22 protein-coding genes are annotated in these 21,309 nt (G+C 68.4%); 9 read left to right on the forward strand and 13 right to left on the reverse strand.

Translation table 11 applies throughout. The annotated features are described in order from the left end of the window. Positions 1 to 7 precede the first annotated feature (7 nt). The 3 genes from OXG33_06940 to OXG33_06950 are packed head-to-tail and all read left to right on the forward strand — an operon-like array spanning position 8 to position 1,625. Complete coding sequence (locus OXG33_06940; protein MCY4113655.1) at positions 8 to 295, forward strand: YbaB/EbfC family nucleoid-associated protein; 288 nt, start codon at positions 8 to 10, stop codon at positions 293 to 295. A 3-nt stretch (positions 296 to 298) separates the two neighbouring features. After that, entirely contained in the window at positions 299 to 925 is a 627-nt protein-coding gene (recR, locus tag OXG33_06945; protein MCY4113656.1) for a recombination mediator RecR, read from the forward strand. Next, positions 915 to 1,625, forward strand: a complete 711-nt coding sequence (locus tag OXG33_06950; protein ID MCY4113657.1) for an MBL fold metallo-hydrolase — start codon at positions 915 to 917, stop codon at positions 1,623 to 1,625. Before recR ends, OXG33_06950 begins: the two co-directional genes overlap by 11 nt. Here OXG33_06950 and OXG33_06955 read toward each other — a convergent pair. From OXG33_06955 to OXG33_07000, 10 genes are all read right to left on the reverse strand, one after another. Further along, positions 1,585 to 2,478 carry an alpha/beta fold hydrolase gene (locus OXG33_06955; GenBank protein ID MCY4113658.1) on the reverse strand — a complete coding sequence of 298 codons (894 nt, stop codon included), beginning with the start codon at positions 2,476 to 2,478 and terminating at the stop codon, positions 1,585 to 1,587. The two genes, OXG33_06950 and OXG33_06955, sit on opposite strands and share 41 nt — an antisense overlap. Beyond that, complete coding sequence (gene trpA / locus OXG33_06960) at positions 2,469 to 3,266, reverse strand: tryptophan synthase subunit alpha (GenBank protein ID MCY4113659.1); 798 nt, start codon at positions 3,264 to 3,266, stop codon at positions 2,469 to 2,471. The genes OXG33_06955 and trpA overlap by 10 nt, the downstream gene beginning before the upstream one ends. After that, a complete protein-coding gene (gene trpB, locus OXG33_06965) occupies positions 3,263 to 4,462 on the reverse strand; it encodes a tryptophan synthase subunit beta (protein ID MCY4113660.1) in 1,200 nt (399 codons plus the stop codon). The genes trpA and trpB overlap by 4 nt, the downstream gene beginning before the upstream one ends. Then, a complete protein-coding gene (locus OXG33_06970; protein ID MCY4113661.1) occupies positions 4,459 to 5,481 on the reverse strand; it encodes a hypothetical protein in 1,023 nt (340 codons plus the stop codon). The genes trpB and OXG33_06970 overlap by 4 nt, the downstream gene beginning before the upstream one ends. 2 nt (positions 5,482 to 5,483) lie before the next feature. Then, the gene (locus OXG33_06975; protein MCY4113662.1) at positions 5,484 to 6,104 is read right to left on the reverse strand and encodes a phosphoribosylanthranilate isomerase; all 621 of its coding nucleotides are present in this window, start codon (positions 6,102 to 6,104) and stop codon (positions 5,484 to 5,486) included. Between the two features lie 3 nt (positions 6,105 to 6,107). Further along, positions 6,108 to 6,896, reverse strand: a complete 789-nt coding sequence (gene trpC, locus OXG33_06980; protein ID MCY4113663.1) for an indole-3-glycerol phosphate synthase TrpC — start codon at positions 6,894 to 6,896, stop codon at positions 6,108 to 6,110. Further along, entirely contained in the window at positions 6,897 to 7,922 is a 1,026-nt protein-coding gene (trpD, locus tag OXG33_06985; GenBank protein ID MCY4113664.1) for an anthranilate phosphoribosyltransferase, read from the reverse strand. Beyond that, the gene (locus tag OXG33_06990) at positions 7,919 to 8,509 is read right to left on the reverse strand and encodes an aminodeoxychorismate/anthranilate synthase component II (GenBank protein MCY4113665.1); all 591 of its coding nucleotides are present in this window, start codon (positions 8,507 to 8,509) and stop codon (positions 7,919 to 7,921) included. Before OXG33_06990 ends, trpD begins: the two co-directional genes overlap by 4 nt. Further along, positions 8,484 to 9,998 (reverse strand): anthranilate synthase component I, encoded by a 1,515-nt coding sequence (gene trpE, locus OXG33_06995; protein ID MCY4113666.1) that lies wholly within the window; start codon positions 9,996 to 9,998, stop codon positions 8,484 to 8,486. The genes OXG33_06990 and trpE overlap by 26 nt, the downstream gene beginning before the upstream one ends. Before the next feature lie 385 nt (positions 9,999 to 10,383). Further along, on the reverse strand, positions 10,384 to 11,502 hold the full coding sequence (locus OXG33_07000) for an alanine--glyoxylate aminotransferase family protein (protein ID MCY4113667.1): 1,119 nt from the start codon (positions 11,500 to 11,502) through the stop codon (positions 10,384 to 10,386). A 180-nt stretch (positions 11,503 to 11,682) separates the two neighbouring features. Between OXG33_07000 and OXG33_07005 the strand changes: the two genes are divergently transcribed. Both OXG33_07005 and OXG33_07010 read left to right on the forward strand, forming a co-directional pair. After that, positions 11,683 to 12,822, forward strand: a complete 1,140-nt coding sequence (locus OXG33_07005) for an aminotransferase class V-fold PLP-dependent enzyme (GenBank protein ID MCY4113668.1) — start codon at positions 11,683 to 11,685, stop codon at positions 12,820 to 12,822. Positions 12,823 to 12,832: 10 nt separating this feature from the next. Beyond that, positions 12,833 to 13,657, forward strand: a complete 825-nt coding sequence (locus OXG33_07010) for a hypothetical protein (protein ID MCY4113669.1) — start codon at positions 12,833 to 12,835, stop codon at positions 13,655 to 13,657. Positions 13,658 to 13,945: 288 nt separating this feature from the next. On the opposite strand, the gene OXG33_07015 is transcribed toward OXG33_07010, so the two are convergent. Together OXG33_07015 and OXG33_07020 are read right to left on the reverse strand one after the other, a co-directional pair. Further along, positions 13,946 to 14,551: a 2'-5' RNA ligase family protein gene (locus OXG33_07015; protein ID MCY4113670.1), complete on the reverse strand. Its 606-nt coding sequence runs from the start codon at positions 14,549 to 14,551 to the stop codon at positions 13,946 to 13,948. 285 nt (positions 14,552 to 14,836) lie between these two features. Further along, positions 14,837 to 15,451 (reverse strand): ATP-binding protein, encoded by a 615-nt coding sequence (locus OXG33_07020; protein MCY4113671.1) that lies wholly within the window; start codon positions 15,449 to 15,451, stop codon positions 14,837 to 14,839. Positions 15,452 to 15,603: 152 nt separating this feature from the next. On the opposite strand from OXG33_07020, the gene OXG33_07025 reads away from it, so the two are divergent. The 4 genes from OXG33_07025 (at position 15,604) to OXG33_07040 (ending at position 19,709) form a co-directional block, all read left to right on the forward strand. Further along, positions 15,604 to 16,239 (forward strand): hypothetical protein, encoded by a 636-nt coding sequence (locus tag OXG33_07025; GenBank protein ID MCY4113672.1) that lies wholly within the window; start codon positions 15,604 to 15,606, stop codon positions 16,237 to 16,239. Continuing rightward, entirely contained in the window at positions 16,224 to 16,550 is a 327-nt protein-coding gene (locus OXG33_07030) for a transcriptional regulator (GenBank protein ID MCY4113673.1), read from the forward strand. The genes OXG33_07025 and OXG33_07030 overlap by 16 nt, the downstream gene beginning before the upstream one ends. A gap of 200 nt (positions 16,551 to 16,750) precedes the next feature. Next, a complete protein-coding gene (gene uvrB / locus OXG33_07035) occupies positions 16,751 to 18,787 on the forward strand; it encodes an excinuclease ABC subunit UvrB (protein MCY4113674.1) in 2,037 nt (678 codons plus the stop codon). Between the two features lie 4 nt (positions 18,788 to 18,791). Beyond that, positions 18,792 to 19,709 carry a DNA adenine methylase gene (locus tag OXG33_07040; GenBank protein ID MCY4113675.1) on the forward strand — a complete coding sequence of 306 codons (918 nt, stop codon included), beginning with the start codon at positions 18,792 to 18,794 and terminating at the stop codon, positions 19,707 to 19,709. Between the two features lie 235 nt (positions 19,710 to 19,944). On the opposite strand, the gene OXG33_07045 is transcribed toward OXG33_07040, so the two are convergent. Then, positions 19,945 to 20,664: a hypothetical protein gene (locus tag OXG33_07045; GenBank protein ID MCY4113676.1), complete on the reverse strand. Its 720-nt coding sequence runs from the start codon at positions 20,662 to 20,664 to the stop codon at positions 19,945 to 19,947. Between the last annotated feature and the right edge of the window lie 645 nt (positions 20,665 to 21,309).

Genomic DNA, 21,309 nt, shown 5'->3' on the forward strand with positions numbered 1-21,309 from the left:
GGTGTCCATGAAGATGATGCGGCAGCTGCAGCGACAGATGGAGAAGGCGCAGGAGGAGTTGCGCGCCGCCACGCTGGAGGTCACGTCCGGCGGCGGCGCGGTGACGGTCGTCATCACGGGCGACCAGCACATCGAGTCGATCGCCATCGATCCCGCGGCCATCGATCCGGACGATCCCGAGTTGCTTGGGGACCTGGTGACCGCCGCGGTGAATGAGGCCGTCGACCAGTCGCAGGAACTGGCCAAGCGTAAGCTCGGAGGCTTGACCGGCGGGCTCGGCATTCCCGGGCTGTAGCGCGTGCCGGACCCGATCCCGCGGCCGATCACGCGTCTGATCGAGGAGTTTGGCCGGCTGCCCACCATCGGGCCGAAGACGGCCCAGCGTCTGGCCTTCTTCCTGCTGCGCGCGCCCGCGGCGCAGGTGGCGGCGCTGGGCGCCGCGGTGACCGGCCTGCGCGAGCACGTGGTCACTTGTGCGCGGTGCGGGAACTATGCCGACCAGGACCCCTGCTCGATCTGTTGCGACCCCGCGCGCGATCAGCAGCTCCTCTGCGTGGTGGAGGACCCGCTCGATCTGCTCGCCATCGAGCGCTCGGGCGGATTCAACGGCGTGTATCACGTGCTGCACGGGGTGATCGCGCCGCTGGACGGCGTGGGACCCGATGAGCTCAACCTCTCCGCCCTGGCCGAGCGCGTGCGGCGCGAGGGGCTGCGTGAGGTGATCGTCGCGACGAACGCCAGCATCGAAGGGGACGCCACCGCGGCCTACATCAACGGCATCTTGGAAACGGATTCGCTCGTCGTCAGCCGGCTCGCGCGGGGCCTCGCCCGCGGCGGCGACATCGAGTACGTCGACGCCGCCACCATCGCCATGGCGCTGGAGGGTCGCAGCCGGGTCGCCGACGATTGGCCCAGTGGCGTCTGAGCCCACGACCCGGCTTCGGTGGTTGGGACACGCGTGCTTTCTGCTGTGCAGCCCGGCCGGCGTCCGCGTTCTGATCGATCCGCTCAACGACGCCCTGGGCTATCCCGTTCCGGCGCTGCCGAACATTGACCTGGTGCTGCTCAGTCACGAGCACGCCGATCACGCCAACGTGGGGTTGGCGCCCGGGCGTCCCAAAGTCGTCCGAGGCGCGAGCGCCGACCTGTGGCACGCGGGCGAGGTTGAACTCGGGGACGTGACGGCGACGGTGATCGCCGGCGCCTATCACGACCAGGAGCAGGGAGCCGCGCGGGGTCGCACGGCGCTGCTGTCAGTGGCCGCGGGCGGTGTCCGACTCCTGCATCTGGGGGATCTTGGGCACGTCCTGGACGCCAATCTCATCGCGCAGACCAGGGGCCACGACGTTGTCTGCATTCCCGTCGGCGGTCATTTCACGCTGGACGGGGCCGGGGCGGCGGAGGTCGTCGACCAGATCGACCCGCGGGTCGCCATTCCCATGCACTATCGCCCGTCGGGCCGTGAGTTCCCATTTCCGATCGCCACGCTCGAAGCCAGCGGCTTCCTGGCCGGTCGCACCGTGCGCCGCGTGGAGGCGTCCGAACTCGATCTCGAGCCGGACCTGCTGCCCGAAGAGCTCGAGGTCATGGCCCTGGCGCCGCCGGCTCTTCCAGCGCGCGCGTGAACAGGCCGGTGACCCGCCCGTCGTAGACCTCGGGTTCGACGAATTCCGCCACGACGTGGCCCGCGTCCGGCACTCGCCAGAGCTCCTTGGGCTCGCCCGCGCGCGCGTAAAGAGCCTCGGCGTCGTGGGGCGAAACTAGCGGGTCGTCCGTGCCATGCGCGATCAGCACCGGGCGCGGACTCAGACTGCCAATCGACTCGATCACCGCCAGATCGCGCATCCGCGCCCCGGTCATGCGCTCCACGAGCCAGGTGACGCCGCGCTTGAACGGCCACGGCGGCAGGCCGGTGAAGGTCCGGAATCCCCAGGCGGTGGCGCTTTCCAGGGAGGCATAGGCGGCGTCGCTGGCGATGGCCCGGATTCTAGGCTCGCTCGCGGCCACGGTGATCGCCACCGCCGCGCCCATGGAGTTCGCCAGGATGACGATGGGGGCGCCGTCGAGCGACGGGTCATTGGCTGCCAGGTCAACGACGGCCCGCAGGTCGCGCATTTCGTGCACGCCGGCGCTGCACATGCGGCCTCCCGACTCGCCGCAGGCGCGAAAGTCAAACAGCACCACCGAGTAGCCGGCGCGGTGCAGTCGACCGGCCCGCCACTCCATTTCGGTGTGGTTGGTGCCCCAGCCGTGCACGCAGATCACGGTCGCCGGAGCGTTGGCTTGCGGCGCCACCCAGACACGGACGGGCACGCCGTCCTCGGCCTGGATCGTCGTGGCCTGGAGCGGCAGGTCGGACGGCTGCCAATCGTGCGGGCGCCAGCCGCGCGGGGGATGGGTCAGGCGCCAGGCGGTGTGGGCGGTTACCGCGGCCCAGAGCAGCGCCACCCCGGCGAGGATGGCTGCGATCAGCGGCATCGTGCGGCGTCCACCATGGCGCCGACCTGGGCGGCCGCCCGGCTCACCGCCGCGGCGGGCGGCGCGGCGTCGAAGATGTCGATCAGCGCGCTGGCCATGATCGCCGCTTCCGCCTGTCCGCAGAGGGCCTGTACGTGCGCCGGGGTCGAAATGCCAAAGCCGACTGCACGAGGCAGCGTGGTGGACTCCCCGACCCGTCGGAGGAAGGGCGTGAGGCCGGTTTGCAGGTCTTCGCGCCGGCCCGTCACGCCCGTGAGGCTCACGCAGTAGAGGAAGCCGCTTCCGCGCTCGGCCACGCGGCCGATTCGCTCGCTCGGCGTCGTCGGCGCCAGCAGCGAAATCACGTCGAGGTCGTGGGCGGCGCACGCCTGCGCCAACTCCTCGTTATCGTCCGGCAGCAGGTCGGGAACGATCAGGCCGTCGACTCCGGCGCCCTGCAGGTCGCGGGCCAAATCCTCGTAGCCCCACTGCATGAACGGGTTCGCATACCCCATCAGCACCAGCGGCGCGCCGGTGGCGGCTCGAATGGCGGCGGCGGCCTCGATGCAGCCGGCGAGGGTGGCGCCCTCCACCAGCGCGCGCTGGGTCGCTCGCTGGATGGTCGGCCCGTCGGCGATCGGGTCGCTGAACGGGACGCCAAGCTCCAGCATGTTCGCGCCCGCGTCGAGGTAAGCCCGGGCCAACTCCACCGAGGTCGGCATGTCCGGATAGCCCAGCGCCACGTATGGGGCGATCACGAGCCGGCCGTCGGCGGCCGCGTCGCTGAACGCGGCGGAGATGCGGCTCAACCGGTGGCTCCGAGAGCGCTGACAACGGTGTCCATGTCCTTGTCGCCTCGGCCCGACAGGTTCACCAGGATCGACGCGTCGGCCGGCAGCGTTGGCGCCAGCTCGATGGCGTGGGCCATGGCGTGCGCGGATTCCAGCGCGGGAATGATGCCCTCCAGACGCGCCAGGGTCTGCAGTGCATCCAGGGCTTGTTCGTCGGTCACCGAGACGTAGGTGGCGCGACCGGTGTCCTGGAGATAGGCGTGCTCAGGCCCCACGCCCGGATAGTCCAGTCCGGCGGCGATGCTGTGCGTGGGAGCAATCTGGCCGTCTTCGTCTTGCAGCAGGTAGCTGATCGCCCCGTGCAGGATGCCGGGAGTGCCGGCTTCCAACGTGGCGGCGGTCTCCGCCGGACCCGTGCCGCCCGCTTCCACGCCGACCAGTCCGACCGGGTCGTCGACGAACGGGTGAAAGATGCCGATGGCATTGCTGCCGCCGTTGACGCAGGCGACCACCGTGTCCGGCAGGCGACCGGCCTGCTCGAGCATCTGCGCGCGCGCCTCGATGCCGATGACTTTCTGGAATTCCCGGACGATCAGCGGGTAAGGATGGGGCCCGGTGGCCGAGCCAAAGAGATAGAACGTCGTCTCCACGTGGGTCACCCAATCGCGCAAGGCTTCATTGATGGCGTCTTTCAGGGTTTGACTGCCGGACGTCACCGGCACCACCTCGGCCCCGAGCATGCGCATGCGCACGACGTTGAGCGCCTGGCGGTGGACGTCCTCTTCGCCCATGTAGACCACGCATTCCAGGCCGAACATGGCGCAGACCGTCGCGGTGGCCACACCGTGCTGGCCGGCGCCGGTCTCGGCGATGACGCGCCGCTTGCCGCTGCGCACCGCCAGCAGCGCCTGGCCGAGCGCGTTGTTGATCTTGTGCGCGCCGGTGTGCGCCAAATCTTCGCGCTTGAGCCAAACCCGAGCGCCGCCTAACTCCTTTTGCAGCCGGCGCGCTTCGTAGATCGGCGTGGGCCGACCGGCGTAGTGGCGGAGCAGGCGCTCCAGCTCGGACTGAAACGCGGAGTCGTGGCGCAGCCGCATGAAGGCGCGCTCCAACTCTTCGAGCGCCGGCACCAAGGTTTCCGGCACGTAGCGGCCGCCCCACGGCCCGAAGTAGCCCGCGGCGTCAGGTGTCGATGCGCGCGCGGCGGTCGTCACGGAGCCTCGGTCGTACGGAGTTCCGGCGGAATGCGGGACAGCAGCAGGTCGCCGATAGGCACGACGTTGCGGGGATCTTGTTCGAGGATGTACACCACGTCGATCGCGGCGGTGATTCGGCCTTCGAGCAGCACGATGTAGTACACGGTTGGCACCGGCGCGCCGCTGGACGGCGCGCCCTCAGGCACGTTCGGATCGATTTCGAGGACGGCGAGCGTCGTCTCGTCCGCGCCCTCAAGCACGTCGCGGAACCCGTTCAATTCCGACACAAGGTTGGGGTAGTACTCCTTCGTCGCCTCTTCCCGGGAGTTGGCGGAGCCGCTGACGAACGTCGTGCTGAGAAACTCATAGAACGCCTGCGCTGCTGGGACGTCGGTATGCACGAAGATGAACTGCACCAGCTGAACGACGCGCTGCCGCTCGCTCAACGCATCCGATTCCGGCGGGCGATTGCTGACCCGGAAGGCGAAGCTCTCCAGACCGATTTCGGCGATCATTTCGGGCAGGAAGAACTCGGCGGAGTCTGACGATTCCTGAGCCGTCGCCAGCCCAGGGTCCACGGCCGGGTTGGGAATGAGGATTGAAGTCGCCAACGGATTGGCGGCAATGGCTTGGGCGTCCAGCGGCGCCGCCGCGACGGTTTCCGTCACCGGCGGCGTTCCCTCGAACTCCGCGCCAGTTGACTCAGTAAACGTCGCGACCGGCGTCGCCCTGCCAGTCGCCCCAGTGCCTCCACCCGGCGTTGGCGACTGGTCGGCGGGCGCGGATGCCGGCGAGGCCGTCGGAGGGGGCTGGGGCGCCGGGGTTGGGGCCGGCGCCGGCGTTGGCGTGGGTGTGGGCGTGGGTTTGAGGCTCGTCGGGGCCGGACGCATCTCGATCTCGGTCTGACCCTCGCCGAACACGAACTTGGCGTCGGTGAGTTCGTCCGACGGACGCTCGCCGTCTTCGAGCATGAAGCCCTGCGTGCAGCCGCATGCCAGCGCCCCCGCCACGAGCAGTGCCGCGGCAAGCCGTCGCATGGCTAGGCGGCGGTTTCCAGCGCCGCGAAAGCCGCGCGCGCGCGCTGAACGAACGCTTCGATCTTGTCCGGGTCCTTGGCGCGATCGGTCTCGACGCCGCTGGCGACGTCCACGCCAAACGGCCGCGCGGCGGCGATGGCGGTCGCCACGTTGTCCGGTGTGAGCCCTCCGGCCAGCAGCACCGGATGCTCCCGCGTCAAGGACTGTGCCGTGGCGTAGTCCCACGACTCGCCCGTGCCGCCGGCTCGCGTGGCGTGGGCGGTGTCGAAGTGGAAGAGATCTACGTCGAAATCGGCCACGATGGCCTCGTCGCGCGGCAGCCGCAGAGTCTTGACTGCCCGCGATCCCAAGGCGGCGCAATAGTCCGGGTCTTCGCCGCCGCCAAGCTGGATTCGGTCCAGATGGCACGCCCGGGCAACCTCCTCGACCTCCGCCAGCGGCGCATCGACAAATACGCCCACGCGCTCGGGACCGGCCGGCGCCGCATCGAAGATGCGCTGCGCCTCGGCCACGGTCCGCCGGCGCCAGGAGGGCGCGAAGATCACGCCCAGCATGTCGGCCCCCGCGGCGGCCGCGGCCGCCGCGTCGTCGGGTCTCAGCAGCGCGCAAATCTTGACCAGCACGGCTTATGCCGCCGCTCCGGCCGCCACCAGCTCCCGGAGCTGGCTGCCCGCGTCGGGCGCCGTCACGATCGACTCGCCGACCAGCACGGCGCTCACGCCGCTGGCGGCCAGCCGTCGCACGTCGGCCGGGGTTCGCACGCCGCTCTCGCTCACGATGGTGATGTCGTCGGGAATCATGGCGCAGAGTCGCTCGGTCACGGCGAGATCGGTTTTGAACGAACGCAGGTCCCGGTTGTTGATGCCCACGATGCGGGCGCCGGCAACAAGGGCCTGCTCCACTTCCTCTTCCACGTGCGCCTCGACCAGCGCTTCCATGCCCAGCTCATGCACCAGCGCCAGGTCTTCGTCCAGGTCCTGCTCGGGCGTCAGGCCGACGATGAGCAGCACGGCGTCGGCGTTGGCCGCCGCCGACTCGTAGATCTGGTAGGCGTCAACGATGAACTCCTTGCGGATCACCGGCAGCTCGCAGGCGTCGCGGGCCTGCTCGAGGTCGCTCAGCGATCCGCGAAAGTACGCCTGATCGGTGAGCACCGAAATGGCGGCCGCCCCGCTGTCGGCGTATTTCGCGGCCTGCGCCGCCGGGTCCAAGTCCTCCGTGAAGACTCCGGCCGTCGGCGACGCGCGCTTGATCTCGGCGATCACGACGACCGCGTCGACGTCCAGGGCATGCCATAGCGAGCGCCGCTCGCGCGGCGCCTCGCCGCGCCGCCGCATTTCGGCAAGCGGCATGGCCGCCGCCGCTTGCGCTACCTCGCGGCGCTTGTGCTCGACGATCTCGTCAAGAATCGTCATCTAGCTGCCGGACGTGCTGTTCGTGATGGCGACCATACGTTCCAGGCTCGCCGCCGCCGCGCCGTCGTCGATGGCGGCCGCGGCGCGTTCGACGCCGTCGCGCCACGAATCGGCGACCCCGGCGGCGAGCAGCACGCCGGCCGCGTTGGCGATCGCCAGGTCGCGACGCGGGCCGCGGTCGGCGCCGTCGAGGATGCCGCGGATGGTGACGGCGTTTTCGTCGGGCGTGCCGCCGGCCACGCTTCCCGGTTCACTGGCCGCCAACCCCAGATCCTCGGCACTGACGGTGTACGAAGCGATCGAGCCGTCGCGGAGTTCGGTCACCTGCGTGGGGCCGTCAAGCGTGACTTCGTCCATGCCCCCATGGCCGGCAACCACGAGCACGCGGACGGCGCCCATCTTCTGCAGGGCGGCCGCCATGGTCGCCGCCAACGCGGGAGTGGCCACGCCGAGGAGCTGTCGCCGCACGCCGGCGGGGTTCGTCAAAGGGCCCAAGACGTTGAACATCGTCCGGATGCCGATCTCCCGGCGCAGCGGCGCCGCGAACTTCATGCTGGGGTGAAAGGCCTGGGCGAACATGAACCCGATCCCGGCCTCGCGCACGCTCTGGGCGACAACCGCCGGCGTTACGGCCAGCCGAACACCCAGAGCTTCGAAGGCGTCTGCGCTGCCGCTCTTGCGAGTGAAGGACCGGTTGCCATGCTTGGCGACCTTCGCCCCGGCGCCGGCGGCAACGAGCGCGGCGGTGGTCGTCACGTTGAACCAGCTGACCCCGCGGCCACCCGTCCCGCAGGCGTCGACGGCGGGCAGGTCGCCCAGGTCCACCCGCGTGGCGTGCGCCCGCATGCTCTCCAGGAAGCCGGCGATCTCATCCGCCGACTCGCCCTTGAGGCGCAGGGCGGTAACGAGCGCGCCGAACTGCGCGGGCGTGACGCCGCCGGTGAGGATGGCCTCCATGACCTCGCGCGCCGTGTCGCGCGCCAGCGACCGCCCCTCGACCACGGTCTGGATCGCGCCGACGATCATGAGAGTGTCCGCATGCCGGCCAGCTTGACGAAGTTCCGGAGCAAATCGGGCCCCACCGTCGTCAGAATCGACTCCGGGTGAAATTGCACGCCGAATATCGGGTGGGTCTGATGCCGCACGCCCATGATAAGCCCTTCCGGAGTGCGGGCCGTAACATTCAGCTCCGCCGGCATGCTCTCCTCCTCGATGATGAGCGAGTGGTAGCGGGTGGCGGTGAACGGGTCCGGCAAGCCCTCGAACAGCTCGTCACCGTCGTGATGGATTGGCGAGGTTTTGCCGTGCATCAGCTCCGGCGCCCGCACGATGCGCCCCCCGAACGCCGCGCCGACCGACTGGTGGCCCAGGCACACCCCGAGGGTGGGGATGCGCGGCCCCAGGGTGGCGATGAGGTCAACCGAAATGCCGGCCTCGGCCGGCGTGCACGGACCCGGAGACACCACGATGGCTTCCGGGGCCTTCGCCTCGATATCGGCCACCGTCAGCGCGTCGTTGCGGTGCGTCTCGATGTCATCCGTGATCACGCTGAGGAACTGCACCAGGTTGTAAGTGAACGAGTCGTAGTTATCGAGCACGAGCAGCATGACCAGCCTCCTCGGCGATCTCGATCGCCCGCAGCAGCGCCCGCGCCTTGTTGAGGCACTCGTGGTACTCCAGCTCGGGCACGGAGTCCGCCACGATCCCCGCGCCGGCCTGCACATGCGCCATGCCGTCGCGGACGACCATGGTTCGAATGGTGATGGCCGTGTCGAGGTCCCCCGAGTAGCTCACGTAGCCCACGGCGCCGCCGTACGGCCCGCGTCGCAGGTTCTCCAGCTCGGCGATGATCTCCATCGCCCGAATCTTGGGCGCGCCGGAGAGCGTTCCCGCCGGGAAACAGGCGCGCAGCGCGTCCAGTCCCGTGCGGCCGGGCTCGAGCGTGCCGGTCACGTCGCTCACGATGTGCATCACGTGCGAGTAGCGCTCGATGCTCATGAAGTTGTCGACGGCGACCGAGCCCGATACGGACACGCGCCCGACGTCGTTGCGGCCCAGGTCGACGAGCATCACGTGCTCGGCGCGCTCCTTCGGATCGGCGATGAGCTCGCGCGCCAACTCCGCGTCAGCGTCGGGGTCCTCGCCGCGGGGCCGGGTTCCCGCAATGGGGCGCATGCGCACCTGGCCGTCCTCGTAGCGCACCATCATCTCGGGAGACGCGCCGGCAAGCTGCACGTCGCCAAAGTCCACATAGAACATGTAGGGCGACGGATTGATGCGCCGCAGCGCGCGGTAGACCTCGATCGGGTCGACGGTGAGCTTCCGGCTGAGCCGCAGCGACGGCACCGTCTGGATGATGTCGCCCGCGGAGATGTATTCCTTCGCCCGCCCGACGGCCTGCATGAACTCAGCCTTGGACATGCTCAAGTCCACGTGCCCGTTGACCGGCGACGCGGCGCCCGCTGGCGGGATCGGCGTGGGGCCTACGATGCGCTCCGCGAGCGCTGCAAGACGGTCCCGCGCCGCGGCGTATCCCACAGTCGGGTCCGGATGCGGACGGGCGACCGTGACCAGCCGCATCACGTCGCGGACGTGATCGAAGATCACCAGCTCTTCGCAGAGCATGAACATGCCGTCGGGCACGCCCAGCGGGTCCGGCGCCGGCACCGGCAGCCGCTCGAAATCGGCCGCCGCGTCGTAGGCGAGATAGCCGACCGTGCCGCCCTGGAAGCGGGGCAACTCTGGATTGGGCGTGACATCGGCCGCGTCCAACAGCTGCGCCACCAGGTCGAGCGGATCGGTGTAGGTCTCGGTGCGGCCCTTGCCGCCTCTGTCGGTGAAAGTCGCCTCGCCGTCGCGGAAGCTGAGGCTTTGCGCCGGTCGCGCGCCGACGAATGAATACCGCGCCACCTGCTCGCCGCCTTCCACGCTTTCGAGCAGGAATGCGGGGTTGCCGGCACGCAGCTTGAGGAACACCGAAACCGGCGTGTCCAGGTCGCCGGGTATTTCGTCGAAGATCGGGACCGCGCGGCCGTGGGCGAGCTGGTCGAGGGCCCACGCGCGCTGATCCGTGCGCGCGTCCACCAGTTGCGTCATGCCCATCCGACTCCTCCTTCCGGCGCCCGCGCGCGGCAAAAAAAAACCTCTCGCCTGAGGGGCGAGAGGCTCGTGCCTTCGCGGTGCCACCCTGCTTTGGGCGCGCAAGGCGCCCCTTCTTCCGGATACGGAGCTTGCGCTCGATATCCTGCCCTGTGCTAACGGAGGGCCTCCGGCGGAGCCTACTTGGGCATGCCCGTTGGGTCCGCGGCTCGTGGGGCCATTCGCCGTCGTCGCCGCGACCGGACTTGCAGCGCGAGGTCCGGCTCTCTAACGCGGCTTTTGACGGGTACTCGTCCCAGTCACAGCCTTTCCAGCAATGGCGAGCCTACGGCGGGCGCTCGGCGCGTGTCAACGCCTATTTTCCAAACAGCCCGTCGCGGCGGGGCGGTCAGGACGCCGCGCGCTCCGGCGCGTCCGAGAGCGCGTCGAGCACGCCGAACAGGTCGTCGAGATAGGCGTCGGTCGTTGAGAGCCCCATGTGCCCCACCCGGAATACCTGCCCGGCGAGCTCCGCGATGCCACTGCCAAGTTGGATGTTCGCGCGCTCACGCACCGCCGCCACGACGTCGTCCGCCACGAGGCCGTCTGGCGGGCGCAGGGCCGTGACGGTGGGCGACGCCCACTCGTCCGCCGCCAGCGGCTCATACCCCGCGGCGTGCGCCCGCGCGCGCACTTGACCGGCGGTCTCCCGATAACGCTGGTATCGCTGCTCTAGACCTTCGGCGAGGATTCGATCGGTTGCCACGGTCAGCGCGGCGATGACGTTGACCGGCATCGTGGCCGGCTGGGGGTGAAACTCGGCCATTTCGGTGGCGTAGCGGCGCCAGACGCGCAGGTCGCTGTAGATACCGTGATTCGCGGCGCCGCTCGACTCCAGGAACTCCCAGGCTTGCGGATTGACGATCACCGGCGCCGCGCCCGGCGGGGCTTCCAGGGCCTTCTGCGACGCCGTGCAGCAGATGCCGATGCCCCAGTCATCGACCGCCACACGGGCCGCGCCGAAGGTGGACACGGCGTCGACGATGAGAAAGCGACCCGCATCCGCCACCACGCTGCCGAGTGACTCCAGGTCATTGAGCACGCCGGTTGCGGTTTCGCCGTGCGTCAGGCCCACGACCCTGGCCTCCGGGTGAGCCTGCATGAACGCCGCAAGCTCGTCGGGCCGAACCGGCTCGCCGCGTGCCGTGCGCAGGACGTGGGTGGTGATGCCGTAGCCGTCGGCGACCTCGCACATGCGACCGGAAAAGAAGCCGTTGTCCACCACGATCAGATGGCCGCCCGTGGGCACCGCCGTTCCAATGGCGGCGTCGATGCCCACGATGCCCGTGCCGGCGAGCACGAAGGCGTCGCCCTTGCTTTCCGCGATGGCCAGCAGGTTCCGTCGCACGTGCCGGTAGGCCGCCACCCAGGCGTCGCCATAGTGCGGAACTACCTGTTCGGCTAGTGCCTTAAGTACCTCCGGCTCGAGGTCGATCGGACCCGGAATCATCAGCCGCGGGCGGCTCATGCCGAAGCTGCCAACGGCTGGGCAGACAGTACGGCGCGGAGGTGCGCAGGGCGCCTCCGCGCCCCCGGATCGCTCGGTGGGTTGTTCATTTGGCCTGTCGCATGCGTGACGGAAAGCATAGCCGCTCGACATCAGAGGCAGCGTGCTATACACGCACAAAGCAGGTTCTTGGGCAGCTTCATGAAGGCCACGCGACCATCGAACCGCGTCTACGACGAGCTGGGCGTGCCGCTGGTGATCCATGCCGGCGGGCCAACCACGAACTATGGCGGCTCGCTGATGCGGGCGGACACGCTGGCGGCGATGGCCGAGGCCGGGCGGGCGTTCGTCTCGGTCGAGACGCTCAACCGCCGCATCGGCGCCTACATCGCGGAAGTGACCGAGTCCGAGGCCGGCATGGTGGTGGCCGGGGCCGCCGCCGGGATGGTGCTCTCGCTGGCCGCCTGCATGACGGGAAGCGACCTCGCCGCCATCCGGCGCCTGCCCGACACGACGGGTCTCAAGTGCGAGATGGTGATCCAGAAAATCCATCGCGGTCCCTACAGCCACATGTACGGCTTCACAGGCGCGCGGATTGTCGAAGTGGGCAACGTGTCGGCGTGCCTGCCGGAGGAGCTGGAGGCCGCGCTGACCGACCGCACGGCGGCGGTGGCGTTCCTCTTTGCGCCGGGGAATCCGCGCGGCGGATTGACCCTGCCTCAGGTAGCCGAGATCGCCCACGCTCGCGGCGTTCCGGTGATCGTGGACGCGGCCATGACGGTGCCGCCGCGCGAAAACCTGACGCGCTTCATCCGCGACGGCGCCGACCTGGTGACGATGAGCGGCGGCAAGGTCATCCGCGGTCCGCAGGCGACCGGGCTGCTTTACGGACGCGCGGACCTCATCGAGGCGGCCCACCTGAACAGCAGTCCCAATCACGCCATCGGCCGTCCCTCCAAGGTGGCCAAGGAGGAAATGGTGGGCCTCTACGCCGCGCTGCGCAGCTACATGGACTCGGACGAGGACCAGATGCTGCGGGAGATGCGCGACCTGGTCGAGGTCATCGTCGATGACGTCGGCGAGATCGACGGCGTGCGCGCGACGGTGGAGTTCGACGACGACCGCTTCTTCGTGCCGACGGCGGTGGTCGGATTCGAGCCCGACTGGTCCGGAGCCGACGCCCAGACGATCGGCGACGCGCTGCTGGCCGGCGAGCCCACAATCTACGTCCGCGTCGACCCGGCGCGGAATCAACTCGAGGCCTACTCCGCCAACCTTCAGCCCGGCGAGCCGGAGATCATCGGGCGGCGGCTGGGCGAAATCCTGAAGGGATCTGCGTAGCTGCTCCAGCATGCTGGCTAGCTCGATGGCGAAACGGTGGTCGGTGACGCACACAGGTGGACAGCCCGGCCCGAGGAGATTTCAGGCGTACTGCGTCGGAGCTGCCAAGGCCGGCACTTCCTCGCTTGCTGGCATGCTCGAAACCGAATTCCGAACTGCCCACGAGCCGGAACGGGCAGAGCTGCTTGACGCGATTTTGGCGCTCGATTCGGGCCGCATCGATTCCGCTGAACTCGATAGGTATCTGCGCCAGCGTGACGGACGCCTCGGGCTGGATTTTGATTCGTCGTGGGCCAACCAATTCGTCATGGAGCGGCTTGCGACACTCTTCCCCGACGCCAAGTTCATTCAGCTCATCCGTGACTGCTACACGTGGGTCGAGTCGGTCATCAACCACCTCATCACTCGAACTATCCCAGCGGATGTGCAGAGCTTCTTGGACTGGTGGTTCGAGCCATCGAAGTATCCGCACCAGCGGTCGGACCGTGGTCTGAAAGAGATCGGCGTGTATTCGCTGGATTGCTTCGTGACCCGATGGTCCATTCATGCGGAGGGTCCACCGCAAGTCATTCCGCCGGATCGGCTGATGACCATTCGCACGTCCGAAATCCGTACGTCAGCCCAGCGGCTGGCAGATTTCCTGGGTATTTCTGTTGATCTGATCGACAGGACACAATCCCACCGGAACAAGGGCGAAACGGTCCGGCCGCTCCTGGGCCTCGTCGACAAGGCCTACCTTGACGACACCGTCGCGCGGATCTGTTGGGACAGCATGAACCGTTACTTCCCCAAAATACGGCGCGCAGACGACGCGGCTTTGGCTAGGTGGGAGTGACTGGCGGCCGGTCCCACGCTGCACGTAGTGCGGGCCACCGAGAATTCACGCTCACGGTGTCACTCCGAGCGAAGCGAGGAGTCTAGAGTGCCCGTCCGCAGGCGCGGGGATTGATCACAGAGGGTTTTGGAGCCTGGATTCCGGCTCAAGGGCCGGAATGACGGCGATAAAGCTAGGTCCGGAGAGTGTGCACCGCGACGTTGCCAATCTGGAGGTTGGGAGTTTCTTGGCGTGTTCGGGGTTTAACTTCGGACTAAAACTAATCTCCCAACGGTTCCGGCCGCGCGCTCACACGCCGCATGGTCGACGCGTCGCGAACGGAAAGTCCTGGAGTTGTCGCCATTCGTGACCGGCAGGGCGGTTCACGCGGGCGAAGAGGCTTATGCCGCTTGCCTCGACGCGTGCCGGCAAGCTGAGGTCTCGGGCCGCTTGCATTCCGCGGGCGTGTCTCAACTCGTCCGCGCCCTGGTAAAGCGTCAGGTGAAACCGAAAGCCTTCGACGGGCTCAGGGCGATCGGGGAGATACACGCTGGTCGAGATGGGACCGATTCCACACATCAGCCTTCGATGCAGGCGATCCAACTCGGGCGAGCGCATCACGGATACGACGACGATTCGCCGGTCATGCGCATCCCAGACCGTCAGGTCGCCGAACTCCACCGCGAATGGCGTCGTGTCCGCGGCGGCAGCGGACGTGATCTCAATGACCTCCTCGAGGTCGGTCGGATCGGCGAAGGTTCCTTTCACGGTGACATGGGGAGGCGTGGTCGAGGCGGGGAGGCCCGGTTGCTCGCGTACCTTGGCGACTTCCTGGCGCACATTCTCCGGCATCACGATGGCGACGCCGTAGCCCGTGTATCCGAATCTGTCAGGGCGAGGAGTCCGTCCAGGCAAGTGACACTCCGGTATGCGGTGAGCCGACCCGACTGGCGACGCGACGCCCATTCTGCCCGGTGCCCGGTGCCCGGTGGCCCAGGCTGCGGGCAGCCTAGGAGTTTGAACCGCGGCCGGTCCCACGCTGCACGCAGCGCGGGCCACCGAGGACTCCTTTGAATTGTCGTTCCGAGCCGCAGGCGAAGAATCACAGACGTTCGATCTCGGCGCGGGGATGACGGCGCGGCAGCCCGGACCTGGATTCCGGCTTCCGCCGGAATGACGGACCGGACCGTCACGCAGCGCTCACTCGCCGGATTGTGAATCGGTCGAGGCAGACAGCGCGTCAATGACCGCGATGGTTTGCCGCTGCATTTCGGCGATCGTCGCGCCCGAGAGGCGCGAGGTGTCGAAATAGAGGGTTTCGCCGGAAACGGTGAGCGACTCGAACGGCGCGTGCAGCATCGCGTGCATGTCCGAGAGGCGGTCATCGTCGAAATGGCACGGATGTCGCTCGCCGCGCTCGGCGCGCGACCGGTAGCGCTCGAAGAGCACGTCGGGATCGCCCGTGAGCACCACCTGGACGGTCAGGAAGTCGGCGTCGCGTTCCAGGGCACGGAGACGGACGTTGTCATAGCGCGGAACCAGCGGCGATTCGATGATGACTGACGTCCCGGCGACCAAAAGCTCGCGAGCCACACCGAACATCACCTCGATCGCCGCCGCCCCGAGCCGCTTGGAATCCTTGTAGTCGGCTGCGCCGAGCCGGTCGAACAGCAGCTCCTTGAACTCATCCTTCGCCACCAGCGGCCACCGCAGATCGCGGGACAGCGCCCGTGCGAGCGTCGTCTTTCCCGACGCCGCATACCCGTTGACGATCAGCAGCACCGGCAGGGGCGAACGCTCGGCGTTGGGGCTCACTGGCAGTTACTTCGTTCGGTCGCGTGGCATGAGGGTGGCATCCCGGAAACGACGACGCCAAGCCGCTTGCAACGCTTCGATTAGCTCGATAAACTAGTTTGTGTTACAAACTCAATCTCGGGAATCGGCCCAATAGGACAGGGAGGCAGGCGATGCAAGGATCAGATCCGGAAACGGCGGCTCTCACGCCCGGCGAGAGCTGGAGCTCCGTCCACGCGACCCTGGATCGCGCCCGAAATTCAATGTATGTCGCCGGCACAGCGACGATCTTGCTTCTCTGGGGCGCCATTGTCGCCGTGGGTGCATTCTCGCAGTACGCCATTGCGACGCTGGCGACTGAATTTGCGGCCGGCACCCCGTGGTACCCCGGACTGCTGTGGGGTGCGCTCGCGGGTGCCGGAATGGTGGGCAGCGCCCTCATCGGGCATCGCGCGGGCCGAGAGATCGCGGTCGGCGACGGCGCTCGGAGCGCTGGCATTCGGGTGTTCGTTTTCTGGCTCGCAGTGATGGTCGCGGCGTTTCTTGTGCCGGCGGCGGCGGGACTGTGGACGGCGGACGATGCCGGGGCCGCCATTCCGCGGGTCGCCGTGGGCATCGTGGCGCTGGGGCTCGTGCTGTTCGGCATCATGCACCGCCCCGCAATTGCGGCGGTCGGCGTGGGGTTCGCGGCGGCGTACTACCTGCCCAGCTATTTCGCGGGTGACGCGGCGCTGTTGGTGACGGGAGCGGCGATGCTGGCCGTGGTGGCGCTGGGCGCGACCTGGATCCGCAAGTGCGGCGTCCTTTGACCGAGGAGGCCGTCGTCCTCGACGAGACGATCCACCAGGCCACGCGACTGCGAATCATGACGCTGCTGGTGGGCCAGCCGGAGACGGACCGGCTCGCCTACGGCTTCATCCAGAAAACCCTGGGCCTCACCGGCGGCAACCTGACCATCCACCTGCGCAAGCTCGAGGACGCGGACTACCTGGTCCTCACGAAGGAGTTCGTAGGGGCCAAGCCGCGCACGTGGATTCAGGCGACGCCGGCGGGCCGCCAGGCCTTTGCCGAATACTTGGCCAATCTTGAGCGGGCGCTGAATGGGCAACTGCATCGCTAGCCGCCCGCTCGCGCTCCGCGCTCGGTGGCCCAGGCTGCGCGCAGCCTGGGAGATTCAATCACAGCCGGTCGGGTCCCCTCTCCCCATCGTGGGAGAGGGTAAGGGTGAGGGGGACGGCCGATCCCACGCTGCACGCAGCGCGGGCCACCGGGCATCTCAATCGCGTGACGGGAGCATAGGCTCACGGCCTAGAATCGGTCATGGCCACCACGCCCCGCACCGGAGTCCCCGCCGGCTTCCGGCTCGAAGCGCCCTATGCGCCCGCGGGCGACCAGCCCAAAGCCGTGGCGCAACTGGTGGACGGCCTTGACTCCGGTTACCGCTGCCAGACGCTGCTCGGCGTCACCGGATCGGGCAAGACCTTCACCATCGCCAACGTTATCAACGACCTGCAGCGCCCCGCGCTGGTCCTGGCGCACAACAAGACGCTGGCTGCCCAGTTGACCACGGAGTTGGCGGAGTTCTTTCCCCACAACGCGGTCGAGTATTTCGTCAGCTACTACGACTACTACCAGCCCGAGGCCTACGTGCCGCGCACCGACACCTACATCGAGAAAGAGACCGACATCAACTGGGAGATCGACAAGCTGCGGCTTTCGGCCACGCGGTCCCTCTTCGAGCGGCGCGACGTAATCATCGTCGCCACCGTCTCGTGCATCTACGGCATCGGCTCGCCGGAGGACTACGGCCAGGTCAGCCTGGCGCTGACGTTGGGCGAGCCATACGACCGGCAACGATTGCTGCGGCGGCTGGTGGGCATGCAGTACCAACGCAACGACGCCGGCTTCCAGCGCGGACGCTTCCGCGTGCGTGGCGACGTGGTGGAGATTCACCCGGCCTATGACGACTTCGTGCTGCGCTGCGAGTTCTTTGACGAGGAGCTGGAGCGCATCGCCAAGATCGAGCCGCTCACGGGTGAGATCCTCGAGGAGCTGGAGTCGGTCACCATCTATCCGGCGCGGTTCTACGTCACCCCGGACGAGCGTCTCAGCGTCGCCCTCGGCGCCATCGAGAACGAGCTTGGGGAGTACGCGGTGCAGCTGGACGAGCGCGGCAAGGTGCTGGAAGCGGCCCGGCTGCGCCAGCGCACCAACTTCGACCTGGAGATGCTGCGCGAGACGGGCATGTGCTTTGGGATCGAGAACTACAGCCGTCACCTGAGCGGCAGGCGCCCCGGTCAGCCGCCGTGGGTGCTGCTGGACTATCTCCCGGACGACTTCGTGCTGGTCGTCGACGAGTCGCACGTCACCCTGCCGCAAGTGCGCGGCATGCTCGCGGGCGATCGCAGCCGCAAACAATCGCTGGTCGACTACGGCTTTCGGATGCCCTCGGCGTTCGACAACCGCCCGCTGGCCTTCGAGGAGTTCGAGACCTACATGCGGTCCGCCGTCTTCATGTCGGCCACGCCCGGTCCCTATGAGTACGAGCACAGCGAGCAAGTCGTGGAGCAGATCGTGCGGCCCACCGGGCTGGTCGATCCGGCGATCGAGGTGCGGCCCACCGAGGGGCAGATCGACGACCTGATCGGCGAGATCAACAAGCGCGTGCGGGTCGGCGAGCGCGTGCTGTGCACCACGCTCACCAAGCGCATGGCCGAGGACCTGGCCGAGTACCTGGCGGAGATCGGCATCAAGGTGCACTACCTGCACTCGGAGATCGACACGCTGGACCGGGTCACGATCCTCAGCGAGCTGCGGCGCGGGGTCTACGACGTGGTGGTGGGGATCAACCTGCTGCGCGAGGGGCTCGACCTGCCCGAGGTGTCGCTGGTGGCGATCCTGGACGCCGACAAAGAGGGCTTTCTGCGCGCCGATACGTCGCTGATCCAGACCATCGGCCGCGCCGCGCGGCATCTGAACGGGCGCGTGATCATGTACGCCGACATCGTGACGGCGAGCATGCAGCGGGCCATCGACGAGACCTATCGCCGCCGCAGCTTGCAGGTTCAATACAACGCCGAGCACGGCATCACGCCGCAGTCGGTGATCAAGGGGCTGCGCGACCTCACCGACCGGGTAGAGGCCGAGGCCCTGCCACGCGCCGCCGAGGAGGCGCCGGCCTACGAGCTGGGCTTCCGCCGCGTGGACGCCATGAGCCGGGCGGAGCTGGCCGCGCACATCAAGCAACTCGAAGCCAAGATGCGCCTGGCCGCCGAGGCGCTCGAGTTCGAGAAGGCCGCCCAGTTCCGCGACCGCATCCGCGAGCTCCGCGAGGACCTGGAAGCGGCGAAGGCCTGACGCGGTGCCCGAGGTCGACTTCCCGCACTCGCCGATTCCCGCCGCCAACGTGGCGTCGGTGCCCCAGCGCAGCCCGCTGCGCTATCCCGGCGGCAAGACCTGGCTGGTGCCGCATATCCGCGCCTGGCTCGGGGGACTGGACCCAAAGCCAACGCTGCTGATCGAGCCGTTCGGCGGCGGGGCCATCGTCTCGCTGACGGCGGTGATGGAGGGCCTGGTCGAGCGCTGCCTGTTGGCCGAGCTTGACCCGGACGTGGCGGCCTTCTGGAAGGCCGCGCTGCACCACGGTGCCGAGCTATGCGAGCGGATCCGAGAGTTCGAGCCCACGCGCGAGGCCGTCGAATCCCTGGCGCAGACCCAGCCGGACGAGCCGTTGGAACGGGGCTTCCGCACGCTGGTGCTCAACCGCACCCGCCGCGGCGGCATCTTGGCTCCCGGTGCGTCGCTCAGCCGCGCCGGCGAGAGCGGCAAGGGGCTGGCGTCCCGCTGGTATCCGGAAACCATAGTGTCGCGCCTGGAGCGGATCGGCGCGCACGCGGACCGGATCGACTTTCGCGAGACCGACGGCATGCGGCTGCTCGAAGAGTTCGCGGGGATGCCGGACTCGGTGGTCTTCGCCGACCCGCCCTACTCCGCCGGCGGCAAGCGGGCCGGACGACGGCTCTATACGCATTTCGAGATCGATCATCCCCGACTGTTCCAATTGCTGGCCGACGCCGCGCCCGAGTTCATGCTCACCTACGACCACGCGCCCGAGATCGCGGACCTTGTCCGCCGCCACGGATTCCACGCCGTCCAGGTGACGATGAAGAACACGCACCATGACCGGATCGGGGAGCTGGTGATAAGGCGAGGGCTCGATCGCGGCGTTCGACACCGACGCGCCGGCACGGCCCGGCGCGCCTGCGTCGCCGTCGCTTAGAACGCCGCAACGAAGCTCAGGCTCGCTGGTCGGCGGGCTTAGAGTTCGGCTTTCCCACGCTGCGCGCAGCGCGGGCCACCGGGTGAGTCCGTCATTCCGGCGAAGGCCGGAATCCAGGTATCGACCGACCTGGGCTCATCCCCGGCGCCTGCGCCCGGGCACTCTAGACTCCTCGCTCGCTCGGAGCGACAGGCTGGGAGAGGAACGACCCAGGTGGGACGAAGTTGCCGAGCGCTCAGTTCTGCGAGAAGTGCGTGGCGACGACGTGGTCAAGCAGGTCGTTGGTGCAGTCGCGGCAGAAGACGATGCGGGAGCGATGCTCCTGGCGGGCCAGCTCGAGGATGTCCTCGGGGCGCGGCGCGGCGCGCATGACACAGACGTTGGTGCAGACGCGGCGGCCCTGCACCAGGTCGACCGCTTGCGCGCGGTCCGGGCCGGGCAGGTCGAGCACCTGGCCGAAGCTGCGCGTGGCGAGCCGGCGCACGGCCATGCGCCGATCGTCATGTTCGGGAATGCGCCGCAGCCGATGCACGGACAGCACCGCGGCCAGGTCGGCCTCGGTGGCCGCCAGGACGTGGGGATCGCTGGTGCCGCCGGCGTTGCGTTCCGGGGCGTCCAGCAGATCCGCGTGCACGATGGCCACGTCATAGTGGGGGCCGACCTGCTGCCAGGGCTCGTCGCGCAGCACGTTGATGAACTTCGGCGCGTAGATCTGCCCGGTCGCTTTGTCGAGGCTCTGGTCGACGTACCAGCGCGTGCTCCAATAGGGCGATCCGCGCGGTATGCCGGGAATCACCCAGGTGCCGAATGGCCGCAACTCGCCGCGATTCAGGCTCAGGCCGGCGCGCTGGCCGAGCACCAGCATCACCTCTTGAATGTGCGCCACGGTGGAGACGACGGTTTCGGCCTCCCACGGCGCGACGCCGTCGGTCCACTGGAACGAGATCGACTTCATGGTCGAGCCTGGCGCGTCCCATCCGTTGCCGGTGATGCCCGGTGGTCATGGTAGGACTTCGGAGGGGCTGGGAGTCTGGTGGAGGCGTCGGTCGCTGTCACCCTCACCCTATCCCTCTCCCATCCGAGTGAGAGGGGACCGGACCTCGAAGCCGCGGCATTCTGTGGCGACTCCGGCGGCGGCGTGGGTCTCCGTCACCCTCGCCCCTATCGACGGCCGAGGCAGGCTCTCCGCCGGAATGACTCCAGGGCGTCCCCTCACCCTGGCCCTCTCCCCGCGGGCGAGGGAGTCGAAACCGGACTGACCGCCGGGCGTCCCCTCACCCCGGCCCTCTCCCCGCAGGCGAGGGAGTCGAAACCGGACTGACCGCCGGGCGTCCCCTCACCCCGGCCCTCTCCCCGCAGGCGAGGGAGTCGAAACCGGACTGACCGCCGGGCGTCCCCTCACCCCGGCCCTCTCCCCGCGGGAGAGGGAGCCGAAACCGGACTGACCGCCGGGCGTCCCCTCACCCCGGCCCTCTCCCCGCGGAGACCTTCGCGTAATTCCTCCCGTGGAGCCTGAAGCGCAGGTCCGGCCCCCTCTCCCCTGGTGGAGACCTTTGAATTATTGGGGGCGGGGCGCGTGGGGAAGGGCCTCGGCACCGCC

The organism is Chloroflexota bacterium (assembly GCA_026708035.1).
GTDB lineage: Bacteria > Chloroflexota > UBA11872 > UBA11872 > UBA11872 > JAJECS01.

Bases quoted from the DNA above. Each gene is read 5' to 3' on its own strand.
- OXG33_06940 (MCY4113655.1), top strand. From the start codon at position 8: ATGAAGATGATGCGGCAGCTGCAGCGACAGATGGAGAAGGCGCAGGAG.
- OXG33_06955 (MCY4113658.1), bottom strand. From the start codon at position 2,478: ATGCCGCTGATCGCAGCCATCCTCGCCGGGGTGGCGCTGCTCTGGGCC.
- OXG33_06970 (MCY4113661.1), bottom strand. From the start codon at position 5,481: ATGCGACGGCTTGCCGCGGCACTGCTCGTGGCGGGGGCGCTGGCATGC.
- trpC (MCY4113663.1), bottom strand. From the start codon at position 6,896: ATGACGATTCTTGACGAGATCGTCGAGCACAAGCGCCGCGAGGTAGCG.
- trpD (MCY4113664.1), bottom strand. From the start codon at position 7,922: ATGATCGTCGGCGCGATCCAGACCGTGGTCGAGGGGCGGTCGCTGGCG.
- trpE (MCY4113666.1), bottom strand. From the start codon at position 9,998: ATGGGCATGACGCAACTGGTGGACGCGCGCACGGATCAGCGCGCGTGG.
- OXG33_07000 (MCY4113667.1), bottom strand. From the start codon at position 11,502: ATGAGCCGCCCGCGGCTGATGATTCCGGGTCCGATCGACCTCGAGCCG.
- OXG33_07005 (MCY4113668.1), top strand. From the start codon at position 11,683: ATGAAGGCCACGCGACCATCGAACCGCGTCTACGACGAGCTGGGCGTG.
- OXG33_07010 (MCY4113669.1), top strand. From the start codon at position 12,833: ATGCTGGCTAGCTCGATGGCGAAACGGTGGTCGGTGACGCACACAGGT.
- OXG33_07025 (MCY4113672.1), top strand. From the start codon at position 15,604: ATGCAAGGATCAGATCCGGAAACGGCGGCTCTCACGCCCGGCGAGAGC.
- uvrB (MCY4113674.1), top strand. From the start codon at position 16,751: ATGGCCACCACGCCCCGCACCGGAGTCCCCGCCGGCTTCCGGCTCGAA.
- OXG33_07045 (MCY4113676.1), bottom strand. From the start codon at position 20,664: ATGAAGTCGATCTCGTTCCAGTGGACCGACGGCGTCGCGCCGTGGGAG.